Below are 12196 nucleotides of genomic sequence, written 5' to 3'. Positions count from 1 at the left end.
GTCAGAAATATGATGCACACCCTACAATGATACGACCTCGGACTGTCTGCAACGGTGCGACTGTTGGTCGCGTTCTGCTTGCCAGAACTGCCGAGGCCTGAAACAAAACGGCGCCAGTGGGAGCTGGCGCCGTTTCTGCTTTTGGCTGTGGAGCGAGAGGGCGGGGTTATTCGCTCTTCTCGGCCTCGCCGTGGGACAGGCTGTAGACATAGGCGGCGAGCAGGTGAACCTGGTCGTTGCCAAGACGCTCCTGCTGGGCCGGCATCTGGCCTTGGCGGCCGTAGCGGATGGTCTGCTGCAGCTGCGCGAAGCTCGAGCCGTAGATGAAGCCTTGCGGGTGGGTCAGGTTCGGCGCACCCATGGCTGCAGTGCCCTTGCCTTCCGGACCGTGGCAGGCCACGCAGTTGGTCGAGAAGAGCTTCTGGCCGTTGGCGACCTGCTCTTCGGTCACGCCTTCAGGCGTTTTGCGACCGTCGAGTTTGGTGGTCACGAACGCGGCAACATCGTGCACGCCCTGGTCGCCCAAGGCTTCGCCCCAGGCCGGCATGGCGGCATGGCGGCCCGCCATGATGGTGGTCTTGATTTCTGCGGTCGCGCCGCCCCAACGCCAGTCGGCATCGGCCAGGTTCGGGAAGCCATAGGCGCCCTTGGCGTCGGAACCGTGGCAAACGGAGCAGTTGGAGGCAAACAGGCGGCCACCCATCTTCAGCGCTTGCGGGTCCTTGGCCACTTCCTCAATGGGCATGGCTGCGAATTTGGCGAAGATCGGACCGTATTTCTCGTCCGCCTTGGCCATTTCCTTTTCCCACTGGTGAACGCCGGTCCAGCCGGGCTCGCCGTTGGCGAAGGGCTTGCCATCGCCGACTTCGGAATAACCCGGCAGTACGCCCTTCCAGTTGCCAAGGCCCGGGTAAAGGACCAGGTAACCGATCGCGAAGACGAAGGTGGCCACGAACAGCATGAACCACCACTTCGGCAGCGGGTTGTCGTATTCCTCGATGCCATCGAACGAATGGCCGACGGTTTCGTCGGTCGCTTCGTGACGCTGGCCACGACGGGTGGCGAACAGCAGCCACGCCAGCGCGATGATTGTGCCCAGGGTGAGTACGGTGACGTACAGACTCCAGAAGGTTGTCATTCTTTGTTGCTCCTAGAAGCTTGCTCTTGCTCGACGTGCTTTTTGGCTTCGGGATCGTCTGCGAAGGGCAGCATCGTGGCTTCGTCGAAGCTCTTCTTGCGCTTGCCGCTGTAAGCCCAGAGCAGTACGCCGATAAAGGCCACCACCACCACGACGGTGCCGATGCCACGAATGGTCCCGATATCCATCACACTCACCGTTTGCTTTTGATGATGGTGCCAAGGCCCTGCAGGTACGCGACCATCGCATCCATCTCAGTTTTGCCTTTGACGGCATCACGGGCACCGGCGATATCTTCGTCGGTATAGGGCACGCCGAGAGCGCGCAGCGCTTCCATCTTCTTGGCGGTGTCCTTGCCGTCGAGCTTGTGCTCAACCAGCCAGGGGTAGGCCGGCATCTTCGACTCGGGCACTACGTTGCGCGGGTTGTAGAGGTGCGCACGGTGCCAGTCGTCGGAGTAACGGCCGCCAACGCGGGCGAGGTCCGGACCGGTACGCTTGGAGCCCCACAGGAAGGGGTGATCCCACACGCTCTCACCGGCGACGGAGTAGTGGCCGTAGCGCTCGGTTTCGGCACGGAACGGACGGATCATCTGCGAGTGGCAGCCAACGCAGCCTTCGCGGATGTAGATATCGCGTCCTTCAAGCTCCAGAGCGGTGCGCGGCTTCATGCCTTCCACCGGCTTGTTGGTCACGTCCTGGAAGAACAGCGGGACGATCTGGGTAAGCCCGCCGATGCTCACGGCGATAACCATGAAGAAGGCCAGCAGGCCGATATTCTTCTCGACTGCTTCGTGCTTCATCAATGTGCTCCTACAGCAGGAATCTGAGCGGCGCGGTCGGCATCAGCCGATTTGGATGCACGCACAGTACGGAAGGTGTTGTAGGCCATCAGCAGCATGCCGGTGGCGAAGAAGGCACCACCCAGCGCACGGACGATGAAGCCCGGGTGGCTGGCCTGCAGAGCCTCGACGAAGGAGTAGGTGAGGGTGCCGTCAGTGTTGACTGCACGCCACATCAGGCCCTGGGTAATGCCGTTGACCCACATGGAGGCGATGTACAGCACGGTACCGATGGTGGCGAGCCAGAAGTGGGCGTTGATCAGGCCGACGCTGTGCATCTGTTCGCGACCGAACACCTTCGGAATCAGGTGATACAGCGAGCCGATGGAGATCATCGCTACCCAGCCGAGAGCGCCGGCGTGTACGTGGCCGATGGTCCAGTCGGTGTAGTGCGACAGCGAGTTGACGGTCTTGATCGCCATCATCGGGCCTTCGAAGGTGGACATGCCGTAGAAGGCCAGGGAAACCACCAGGAAGCGCAGGATCGGGTCGGTACGCAGCTTATGCCAGGCGCCGGAGAGGGTCATCATGCCGTTGATCATGCCACCCCAGCTCGGAGCCAGCAGAATCAGCGACATCGCCATGCCGAGGGACTGGGCCCAGTCCGGCAGTGCGGTGTAGTGCAGGTGGTGCGGGCCGGCCCAGATGTACAGGGTGATCAGCGCCCAGAAGTGCACGATGGACAGGCGATAGGAGTAGATCGGACGCTCGGCCTGCTTCGGTACGAAGTAATACATCATGCCGAGGAAGCCGGTGGTCAGGAAGAATCCTACGGCGTTGTGGCCATACCACCACTGGATCATGGCGTCAGTGGCGCCTGAATACAGCGAGTAGGACTTGAACAGGGTGACCGGGATTTCCATGCTGTTGACGATGTGCAGCATGGCGGTCACAACGATGAAGGCACCGTAGAACCAGTTACCGACATAGATGTGCTTGGTCTTGCGCTTAACGATGGTTCCGAAGAACACCACCATGTAAGTGATCCAGACCACTGCCAGCAGAATGTCGATCGGCCATTCCAGTTCGGCATATTCCTTCGAGCTGGTGTAGCCCAGCGGAAGGGTGATGCCTGCGGCAACGATTACTGCCTGCCAGCCCCAGAAGGTGAAGGCAGCCAGGCTGTCAGAAATCAGACGAGTCTGACAGGTGCGCTGGACAACGTAGTAGGAAGTGGCGAACAGGGCACAACCACCGAAGGCGAAGATCACCAGGTTGGTGTGCAACGGGCGCAGACGTCCGAAGCTGGTCCAGGGTAGGCCAAAGTTGAGCTCGGGCCACACTAACTGTGAGGCGATGAAAACACCGAGCCCCATTCCAAGTATCCCCCAGACCACCGTCATTATGGCGAACTGGCGGATAACCTTATAGTTATAAGCAGTCGGACTGATTGCTGTGCTCATTCTAAGGTTCCACGGTTTTTGGATATTTAGGGACAAAAAAGCGGCGGCAAGTATGGAGAAAGCGGGTAGCCATTGCAACGCGCCAAGCCTTGCCTGGCGCCCGCTTGACGCCCAAGTCAGAGCGCTTTCGGTTCCTGTCGTCGCCTTGTTTGCATAGGCTCGATTACCGATGAAGAACCTGAAAAGAAGGGGGTCGCGTTAGTCGTATTGCTGTTTTGCGAATGGAATCAGCTTAGACGTGGCTGGGAATAGTGTGAAGGAAAAGCCTGACAGAGGTGCGACACTTCGCCGCGCGGAGGAAGGGCTCGCGCCCCGGTGGGGCGCGAGCAGGGGAGGGGATTACCTGGCGGTTGCTTGTCCGGAGATGTTGTAGATGTAAGCAGCGAGGATATGAACCTTATCCTTGCCCAGGTAAGGCTCCTGAGCTGGCATCTGGCCTTGGCGGCCATGACGGATGGTTTGCTGCAGTTGGGCGAAAGTAGAACCATAAATGAACGCGGACGGCTGGGTCAGGTCCGGAGCGCCCATCAGTGCCATGCCTTTGCCTTCCGGGCCATGACATGCCACGCAAGTGGTGGCGAACAGCTTGCTACCGTTTTCGACCTGTTCGTCAGTCACGCCTTCCGGCAACGAGCGACCGTCGAGCTTGGTGGTGATGAAGGCGGCCACGTCATGCACGCCCTGGTTGCCAAGCACGTCTCCCCACGCCGGCATCGCAGCCATGCGGCCGTTCAGAATGGTGGTTTCGATGGTGGCGGGCTCGCCGCCCCAGCGCCAGTACGAGTCGGTCAGATTGGGGAAGCCATTGGCGCCTTTGGCGTCAGAGCCATGGCAGATGGAGCAGTAGCTGGCGAACAGACGCTCACCCATTTTCATGGCTTGCGGGTCCTTGGCTACATCTTCGATTGGCATGGCGGCATATTTGGCGAAGATGGGGCCATATTTCTCCTTGGCCAGTGCCTCTTCATGCTCCCACTGCTTGGCTCCAGTCCAGCCATCGTAACCAGGCAGCAATCCTTTCCAGTTTCCCAGTCCGGGGTAGAGCGCGAGGTAGCCGGCCGCGAAGATGATGGTGCCGATGAACAGCAGGAACCACCATTTTGGCAGCGGATTGTCGTACTCCTCGATGCCATCGAAGGAGTGGCCCATGGTCTTGTCGGTATTGCCGGCGGATTCCCCGCTGCGTGTGGCGAAGATCAGCCACAGCAGTGCGATGAGGGAGCCGACGGTCAATACGGTGATGTACAGACTCCAGAAGGTCGTCATTCTTTGTTGCTCCTAGAAGCTTGTTCTTGCTCGACGTGCTTTCGGGCTACCGGATCGTCCGCGAATGGCAGTAGCGCATCGTCGTCGAAGCGCTGCTTGCGCTTGCTGTTGTAAGCCCAGAGCAGGACGCCGATGAAGGCGGCTGCCACCAGAAGGGTGCCGAAGCCGCGAATGGTTCCGATATCCAAGTTCGTCACCGCTTGTTCTTGATGGATGTGCCGAGGACTTGCAGATAGGCGACCAGTGCGTCCATCTCGGTCTTGCCCTTGACGGCATCACTGGCTCCAGCGATGTCCGCATCGCTGTAGGGAACACCCATCGTTCGCATCACACTCAGCTTCTTGGCGGTGTCCTTGCCGTCGAGCGTGTTTTCGGCCAGCCAGGGGTAAGCCGGCATCTTCGATTCGGGCACCACGTTGCGCGGGTTGTAGAGGTGGGCGCGTTGCCAGTCGTCCGAGTAGCGGCCACCGACGCGGGCGAGGTCCGGACCGGTACGCTTGGAGCCCCACAGGAAGGGGTGATCCCACACGCTCTCGCCGGCGACGGAGTAGTGGCCGTAGCGCTCGGTTTCGGCGCGGAACGGACGGATCATCTGCGAGTGGCAGTTGTAGCAACCTTCGCGGATGTAGACGTCGCGGCCTTCCAGTTGCAGTGCGGTGTAGGGCTTCATGCCTTCGACCGGTTTGGTGGTCACGTCCTGGAAGAACAGCGGAACGATCTGGGTGAGGCCGCCGATACTGACTGCCAGGGCCATGCACAGAGCCAGCAGACCGACGTTCTTTTCGAGTACTTCATGTTTCATGGTCGGTCTCCTCAGGCCATCTGCGCAGCAGATTGCATTTCAGCCGGCTTGGCGGCGCCGACGGTGCGGAAGGTGTTGTAAGCCATGATGAACATGCCCAGCAGGAAGATCGCCCCGCCGATCAGGCGCACGATGAAGCCGGGGTGGCCAGCTGCAAGCGCTTCGACGAAGGAGTAGGTGAGGGTGCCGTCGGTGTTGACTGCGCGCCACATCAGGCCCTGGGCGATGCCGTTGACCCACATGGAGGCGATGTACAGCACGGTGCCGATGGTGGACAGCCAGAAGTGCACGTTGATCAGGCCGACGCTGTGCATCTGCTCGCGGCCGAACACCTTCGGAATCAGGTGATACAGCGAGCCGATGGAGACCATGGCTACCCAGCCGAGGGCGCCGGCGTGTACGTGGCCGATGGTCCAGTCGGTGTAGTGGGAGAGGGCGTTGACGGTCTTGATCGACATCATCGGCCCTTCGAAGGTGGACATGCCGTAGAAGGCCAGGGAGACCACCAGGAAGCGCAGGATCGGGTCGGTGCGCAGCTTATGCCAGGCGCCGGCGAGGGTCATCATGCCGTTGATCATGCCGCCCCAGCTCGGAGCCAGCAGGACCAGCGACATCACCATGCCGAGGGACTGGGCCCAGTCCGGCAGTGCGGTGTAGTGCAGGTGGTGCGGGCCGGCCCAGATGTAGACAGCGATCAGTGCCCAGAAGTGGACGATGGACAGGCGATAGGAGTAGACCGGGCGTTCGGCCTGTTTCGGCACGAAGTAGTACATCATGCCGAGGAAGCCGGCGGTCAGGAAGAAGCCCACGGCGTTGTGGCCGTACCACCACTGGACCATGGCGTCGGTAGCGCCGGCATACAGCGAGTAGGACTTGGTCAGGGTGACCGGGATTTCCATGCTGTTGACGACGTGCAGGATGGCGACCGTGAGGATGAAGGCGCCAAAGAACCAGTTGCCCACGTAGATGTGCTTGGTCTTGCGCTTGATCAGCGTGCCGAAGAAGACGATGGCATAGCAGACCCAGACGATGGTGATCAGGATGTCGATCGGCCATTCCAGCTCGGCGTATTCCTTCGAGGTGGTGTAGCCCAGCGGCAGACTGATCGCTGCGAGCAGGATGATCAGTTGCCAGCCCCAGAAGGTGAACGAGGCGAGGGCGTCCGAGAACAACCGGGTCTGGCAGGTACGTTGTACCGAATAGTACGAGCAGGCGAACAGCGCACAGCCGCCGAACGCAAAGATAACCGCATTGGTATGCAGCGGGCGCAGACGACCGAAGCTCGTCCACGGCAAGTTGAGGTTGAGGTCTGGCCAGACCAACTGAGCAGCGATGAGGACACCGACGGCCATGCCGACGATTCCCCAGATCACTGTCATAATGGCGAACTGGCGGACCACCTTATAGTTATAAGCAGTCTGATTGGTTGTGCTCATGCTATTGGGTTTCCATCCACGGTTATTGGCTAGGTCCATTCCGGCCGGATCTTGCGACACCGCCTTCCCCTTTGGGTTTGGATCTAATTTTTCGTAACTAGCGGAGTGGAGAATGGTTAAAGGCAGGTCCGGGAATATTGACTACGGTCAAATGCCTTCAGAAACTCGGAATGCCCCTACATGTGGTGGTTTGCCTCTCCTGAGGAACCAAGCCCGGGAAAATTGCTGTGCGACGCTGTTGCTGGCGCATGGGGCGGGGGCGCCAATGGACAGCCCGTTCATGGAGTCGATCGCGGCGAATCTTGCGCAGCGTGGGGTCGAAGTCGTGCGCTTCGAATTTTCCTACATGGCTGCGCGGCGGATCGATGGGCGCAAGCGACCGCCAAATCCGCAGCAGCAACTGCTCGATTGCTGGCGAGAGGTGTACGGCCTGGTGCGCGAAGAGGTGTCCGGTCCGCTGGCGATTGGTGGCAAGTCCATGGGTGGACGGATGGCCAGTCTGCTCGCGGACGAGCTGCAGCCCGAGGCGCTGGTGTGCCTGGGCTATCCGTTCCATGCAGTCGGCAAGCCGGAAAAGCCGCGAGTGGCGCACCTGGCGGAACTGAAGACGCGAACCCTGATCGTTCAGGGCGAGCGCGATCCCATGGGTAACCGTGAACTCGTGGAAACCTACTCGCTATCGCCCGCCATCGAGTTGTTCTGGCTGCAGAGCGGCGATCACGACCTGAAGCCCCTCAAGGCCTCCGGCTTCTCCCATGACCAGCATCTCGAAAACGCAGCGGAAAAGATCGCGAACTGGTTGCGAGCAGGCTCGTAGACGAGAGCGGGCACCGGCTGACGGTGCCCGGGCGTGCTTCAGCGGTTGAAGCGCTCGACCAGCGAGTACTGGCTGTGCGCGGTGCTGGTCAGCTCTTCGCTCAGCAGGGCGGTGCGCTGGGCTTCGCCAGAGGTCTGGTCGGCCAGCTGGGCGATGGTGCTGATGTTGCGGTTGATCTCCTCGGCGACCGCGCTCTGTTCTTCCGCGGCGGCGGCGATCTGCGTGGTCATGTCGGCGATATTGGCCACGGCGTCGCTGATGCCGACCAGCGCATCGTCGGCCTGCAGCACGCGCTCCACGCCCTCGTCGGCCTGTCGGCGGCCGATTTCCATGGCGCGCACGGCTTCTTCCGCGGTCTGCTGAAGCTTGGCGATCAACTGGTGGATCTGCTCGGTGGACTCCCCGGTACGCCGCGCCAGCGAACGCACCTCATCGGCCACCACGGCGAAGCCGCGGCCCATCTCGCCGGCGCGGGCCGCTTCGATGGCGGCGTTCAGTGCCAGCAGGTTGGTCTGGTCGGCGATGCCCTTGATCACATCGACCACGCCGCCGATCTCGTTGCTGTCCTGGGCCAGTTGGCTGACCGCCATGCCTGTCTCGCCGACCGACGCGGAAAGCCGCTGGATCGCATCGCGGGTTTCGTCGGCGATGTTGCGACCCTGGCGGGCCAGGTCGTTGGCCTGGCGGGTGGCGTCGGCGGTGCGCTGCACGTTGTTCGCCACTTCCTGGGTGGTGGCGGCCATTTCATTGACCGCAGTGGCGACCAGCTCGGTTTCCTGACGCTGGCGCTCCAGCCCGGTGGAACTCTGGTGGGCCAGGGTGTCAGCCTGGCGGGCTTGTCCGGAAAGGTATTCGGCGGTGTCCTGCAGGCGCGTCAGGCAGGTCTTCAGGCGCGCTTCCTGGCTGAGGATGGACATCTCCAGGCGCGCTTGCGGGCCACGGCTGTCGGTGTACATCCGCGCGATCAGCGGGTCGGAAGTGGTCTGCTCGGCCAGGCGCAGCAGGCGTTTCAGTCCGCGCTGCTGCCAGCCGAGACCGGCCAGGCCGAGCGGAATGGCAAGCAGGGCGGCGAGCATGAAGCCCCAGTAGGAACCCAGCCACACACCGATGAGGAAGGCGATCTGGCTGATCAGGATGAACGGCAGCCAGTCGAGCAGCACCGGCACCCAGAGGTCGCGTCGGGCGATGGCCGGCTTGCCGGCATTCAGCCGCTGGTACAGCGCCTCGGCGCGGCGGATCTGCTCCTCGGTCGGCTTAACCCGCACCGACTCGTAGCCGACCACCTCGTCGTGCTCGAAGACTGGCGTGACGTAGGCATTGACCCAGTAGTGGTCGCCGTTGCGGCAGCGGTTCTTGACGATGCCCATCCACGGACGGCCTTTCTTCAGGGTCGCCCACATGTGCGCGAACACGGCGGGCGGCACGTCGGGATGGCGCACCAGGTTGTGCGGCGAGCCGACAAGCTCCTCGCGGCTGTAGCCGCTGATATCGATGAAGGCATCGTTGGCGTAACTGATCACGCCGCGCTTGTCGGTGGTGGAGATCAGCCGCTGTTCGGCCGGGTAGGTACGTTCGCGTTGGGTTACAGGTTGGTTGTTGCGCATGGGGTGAGGTCCACGAAACTGCCTTTATGGGCGCTGTATCGGCAGATGCCCGTGGAAGTTGAGTGGATATTCAGGATTCGATGGAACAGGTTGCCGCAGGAAAGTCTCCCTCCGGCCGAAGCCGGAGGGGCGGGGCTCAGATCATGCTGCGCAGGACGTAGTGCAGGATGCCGCCGGCCTTGAAGTACTCGACCTCGTTGAGCGTGTCGATGCGGCACAGCACCTCGAAGTCGTCACGGGTATGACCGTCGTGGATCACCTGCACGGTCAGCGTCATGTGCGGTTTCAGCTCACCGTCCAGACCGCGGATGTTCAGCACCTCCGTGCCGGTCAGTTGCAGCGAATGGCGGTCCTGGCCGTCCCTGAACTGCAGCGGCAGCACACCCATGCCCACCAGGTTGGAGCGGTGGATGCGCTCGAAGCTCTCGGCGATCACCGCCTTCACTCCCAGCAGGTTGGTGCCCTTGGCCGCCCAGTCGCGGGATGAGCCGGTGCCGTATTCCTTGCCGGCGACGATCACCAGCGGCGTGCCTTCCTGCTGGTAGCGCATGGCCGCGTCGTAGATCGCCAGCTTCTCGCCGCTGGGGATGTGCAGGGTGTTGCCGCCTTCCTCGCCGCCGAGCATCTCGTTCTTTATACGGATGTTGGCGAAGGTGCCGCGCATCATCACCTCATGGTTGCCACGCCGCGAGCCGTAGGAGTTGAAGTCCGCATAGGCCACGCCGTGCTCGCTCAGGTAGCGGCCGGCCGGGCTGTCCTTCTTGATGTTGCCGGCGGGGGAGATGTGGTCGGTGGTCACCGAGTCGCCGAGCACCGCGAGAATCCGCGCCCGCACGATGTCGCCGACCGCCGGCGGGGCCTCGGCGATGTGCTCGAAGAACGGCGGATGCTGGATATAGGTGGAGTCGGCCTGCCAGGTGTAGGTCTTCGCCTGCGGCACCTGGATCGCCCGCCACTTGTCGTCGCCCTGGAAGACCTCGGCGTATTCCTTGTGGAACATCGCGGTATCGACCTTCTGGATCGCCTCGGCGATTTCCTTCTGGGTCGGCCAGATGTCCTTCAGGTACACCGGCTTGCCATCCTTGCCGGTGCCGAGCGGGTCCTTGCCCAGGTTGATGCGCACGCTGCCGGCCAGCGCGTAGGCCACCACCAGCGGCGGCGAAGCCAGCCAGTTGGTTTTCACCAGCGGGTGCACGCGCCCCTCGAAGTTGCGGTTGCCGGAAAGCACCGACGCCACGGTCAGGTCGGCCTGCTGGATGGCCTTCTCGATGGGTTCGAGCAGCGGGCCGGAGTTGCCGATGCAGGTGGTGCAGCCGTAGCCGACCAGATCGAAGCCCAGCAGATCGAGGTAATGGGTCAGGCCGGCGGCGCGGAAGTAGTCGGTGACCACCTTCGAACCCGGCGCCAGCGAACTCTTCACCCAGGGCTTGCGCTGCAGGCCCTTCTCCACGGCCTTCTTCGCCAGCAGGCCGGCGGCCATCATCACGCTGGGGTTGGAGGTGTTGGTGCAGGAAGTGATGGCGGCGATCACCACGGCGCCGTTCTTCAGCCGATAGGTCTCGCCTTCATGCTGGTAGTCGATCTCGCCCGTCGGCAGGCCGCCGCCGACCGCCGCGCCACCGCCGCCCTCGTCGAGCATGCGGCTGACCTCGTTGACGGGCTTCACCTGCACACCGAGGAAGTCGTCGAAGGCCTTGGCGACGCTGCCCAGCGCGACGCGGTCCTGCGGGCGCTTGGGTCCGGCCAGGCTGGCTTCGACGTCGCCCATGTCCAGGTGCAGGGAGTCGGTGAACGCCGGTTCATGGCCCTTCTCGCGCCACATGCCCTGGACCTTGCTGTAGGCCTCGACCAGCTTGACCGTTTCCTCCGGGCGACCGGACAGGCGCAGGTAGCCGAGGGTGATCTCGTCCACCGGGAAGAAGCCGCAGGTCGCGCCGTATTCCGGCGCCATGTTGGCGATGGTGGCGCGGTCGGCCAGCGGCAGGTCGGCGAGGCCGTCGCCGTAGAACTCGACGAATTTCCCGACCACGCCTTTCTTGCGCAGCATCTGGGTGACGGTGAGCACCAGGTCGGTGGCGGTGATGCCTTCGTGCAGCTTGCCGGTGAGCTTGAAGCCGATCACCTCGGGAATCAGCATCGACACCGGCTGGCCGAGCATGGCCGCCTCCGCCTCGATGCCGCCGACGCCCCAGCCGAGCACGCCGAGGCCATTGATCATTGTGGTGTGCGAATCGGTGCCGACCAGCGTATCGGGGAAGGCGTAGGTGCGGCCATCCTCATCTTTGGTCCAGACCGTACGGGCGAGGTACTCCAGGTTCACCTGGTGGCAGATGCCGGTGCCCGGCGGCACCACGCTGAAGTTGTCGAACGCGCTCTGGCCCCAGCGCAGGAAGGCGTAACGCTCGCCGTTGCGCTGCATCTCGATCTCGACGTTCTCGGCGAAGGCTCCCGGACTGGCGAAGCGGTCGACCATCACCGAATGGTCGATCACCAGGTCGACGGGGGATAGCGGGTTGATCCGCTGCGGATCGCCGCCGGCCTTGGCCATGGCGTCGCGCATGGCGGCGAGGTCGACCACCGCCGGCACGCCGGTGAAGTCCTGCATCAGCACGCGCGCCGGGCGGTACTGGATCTCGCGTTCGGAGCTGCGCTCCCTGAGCCAGGCGGCGAGTGCCTTGAGGTCATCGCCGTTGACGGTGTGGTTGTCCTCCCAGCGCAACAGGTTTTCCAGCAGGACTTTCAGCGACATCGGCAGCTTGCCCAGGTCCCCCAGGCTCTTCGCCGCTTCCGGCAGGCTGTAGTAGTGATAGGTCTTGCCGGCGACATCGAGGGTGCGCAGGCAGTTCAGGCTATCCACGGAGGGCATGACGTTCTCCTCAGGCTGCACGG

Annotated in this window: 11 protein-coding genes; 1 reads left to right on the top strand and 10 read right to left on the bottom strand. The window is 62.6% G+C overall.

Annotated elements, in window-relative coordinates:
- Nucleotides 1–166: 166 nt before the first annotated feature.
- The 8 genes from ccoP (JFY56_RS09155) to ccoN (JFY56_RS09120) form a co-directional block, all read right to left on the bottom strand.
- On the bottom strand, nt 167–1138 hold the full coding sequence (gene ccoP / locus JFY56_RS09155; RefSeq protein ID WP_208313316.1) for a cytochrome-c oxidase, cbb3-type subunit III: 972 nt from the start codon (nt 1136–1138) through the stop codon (nt 167–169).
- The gene (locus tag JFY56_RS09150; protein ID WP_208313314.1) at nt 1135–1326 is read right to left on the bottom strand and encodes a cbb3-type cytochrome oxidase subunit 3; all 192 of its coding nucleotides are present in this window, start codon (nt 1324–1326) and stop codon (nt 1135–1137) included. Before JFY56_RS09150 ends, ccoP (JFY56_RS09155) begins: the two co-directional genes overlap by 4 nt.
- A gap of 5 nt (nt 1327–1331) precedes the next feature.
- Complete coding sequence (gene ccoO / locus JFY56_RS09145; protein WP_208313312.1) at nt 1332–1940, bottom strand: cytochrome-c oxidase, cbb3-type subunit II; 609 nt, start codon at nt 1938–1940, stop codon at nt 1332–1334.
- Nucleotides 1940–3382 carry a cytochrome-c oxidase, cbb3-type subunit I gene (ccoN, locus tag JFY56_RS09140; protein ID WP_208313310.1) on the bottom strand — a complete coding sequence of 481 codons (1443 nt, stop codon included), beginning with the start codon at nt 3380–3382 and terminating at the stop codon, nt 1940–1942. Before ccoN (JFY56_RS09140) ends, ccoO (JFY56_RS09145) begins: the two co-directional genes overlap by 1 nt.
- Before the next feature lie 339 nt (nt 3383–3721).
- Nucleotides 3722–4648: a cytochrome-c oxidase, cbb3-type subunit III gene (gene ccoP / locus JFY56_RS09135; RefSeq protein ID WP_208313308.1), complete on the bottom strand. Its 927-nt coding sequence runs from the start codon at nt 4646–4648 to the stop codon at nt 3722–3724.
- Nucleotides 4645–4836: a cbb3-type cytochrome oxidase subunit 3 gene (locus JFY56_RS09130; RefSeq protein ID WP_208313306.1), complete on the bottom strand. Its 192-nt coding sequence runs from the start codon at nt 4834–4836 to the stop codon at nt 4645–4647. The genes ccoP (JFY56_RS09135) and JFY56_RS09130 overlap by 4 nt, the downstream gene beginning before the upstream one ends.
- 5 nt (nt 4837–4841) lie before the next feature.
- The gene (gene ccoO, locus JFY56_RS09125; protein ID WP_208313304.1) at nt 4842–5450 is read right to left on the bottom strand and encodes a cytochrome-c oxidase, cbb3-type subunit II; all 609 of its coding nucleotides are present in this window, start codon (nt 5448–5450) and stop codon (nt 4842–4844) included.
- Nucleotides 5451–5461: 11 nt separating this feature from the next.
- On the bottom strand, nt 5462–6886 hold the full coding sequence (ccoN, locus tag JFY56_RS09120; protein ID WP_208313303.1) for a cytochrome-c oxidase, cbb3-type subunit I: 1425 nt from the start codon (nt 6884–6886) through the stop codon (nt 5462–5464).
- A 151-nt stretch (nt 6887–7037) separates the two neighbouring features.
- Between ccoN (JFY56_RS09120) and JFY56_RS09115 the strand changes: the two genes are divergently transcribed.
- Nucleotides 7038–7703, top strand: a complete 666-nt coding sequence (locus JFY56_RS09115; RefSeq protein WP_408004397.1) for an alpha/beta family hydrolase — start codon at nt 7038–7040, stop codon at nt 7701–7703.
- A gap of 38 nt (nt 7704–7741) precedes the next feature.
- Here the strand turns inward: JFY56_RS09115 and JFY56_RS09110 are convergent, their stop codons facing one another.
- Nucleotides 7742–9307 (bottom strand): methyl-accepting chemotaxis protein, encoded by a 1566-nt coding sequence (locus JFY56_RS09110; protein WP_208313299.1) that lies wholly within the window; start codon nt 9305–9307, stop codon nt 7742–7744.
- A gap of 136 nt (nt 9308–9443) precedes the next feature.
- Complete coding sequence (gene acnA, locus JFY56_RS09105) at nt 9444–12173, bottom strand: aconitate hydratase AcnA (RefSeq protein WP_208313297.1); 2730 nt, start codon at nt 12171–12173, stop codon at nt 9444–9446.
- Nucleotides 12174–12196: the final 23 nt, after the last annotated feature.

The organism is Pseudomonas schmalbachii (assembly GCF_017589465.1).
Taxonomy (GTDB): Bacteria; Pseudomonadota; Gammaproteobacteria; order Pseudomonadales; family Pseudomonadaceae; genus Pseudomonas; species Pseudomonas schmalbachii.
This window is presented reverse-complemented; position numbering and strand designations above follow the sequence as displayed.

Bases quoted from the DNA above. Each gene is read 5' to 3' on its own strand.
- ccoP (WP_208313316.1), bottom strand. From the start codon at position 1,138: ATGACAACCTTCTGGAGTCTGTACGTCACCGTACTCACCCTGGGCACA.
- JFY56_RS09150 (WP_208313314.1), bottom strand. From the start codon at position 1,326: ATGGATATCGGGACCATTCGTGGCATCGGCACCGTCGTGGTGGTGGTG.
- ccoO (WP_208313312.1), bottom strand. From the start codon at position 1,940: ATGAAGCACGAAGCAGTCGAGAAGAATATCGGCCTGCTGGCCTTCTTC.
- ccoN (WP_208313310.1), bottom strand. From the start codon at position 3,382: ATGAGCACAGCAATCAGTCCGACTGCTTATAACTATAAGGTTATCCGC.
- ccoP (WP_208313308.1), bottom strand. From the start codon at position 4,648: ATGACGACCTTCTGGAGTCTGTACATCACCGTATTGACCGTCGGCTCC.
- ccoO (WP_208313304.1), bottom strand. From the start codon at position 5,450: ATGAAACATGAAGTACTCGAAAAGAACGTCGGTCTGCTGGCTCTGTGC.
- ccoN (WP_208313303.1), bottom strand. From the start codon at position 6,886: ATGAGCACAACCAATCAGACTGCTTATAACTATAAGGTGGTCCGCCAG.
- JFY56_RS09115 (WP_408004397.1), top strand. From the start codon at position 7,038: ATGCCTTCAGAAACTCGGAATGCCCCTACATGTGGTGGTTTGCCTCTC.
- JFY56_RS09110 (WP_208313299.1), bottom strand. From the start codon at position 9,307: ATGCGCAACAACCAACCTGTAACCCAACGCGAACGTACCTACCCGGCC.
- acnA (WP_208313297.1), bottom strand. From the start codon at position 12,173: ATGCCCTCCGTGGATAGCCTGAACTGCCTGCGCACCCTCGATGTCGCC.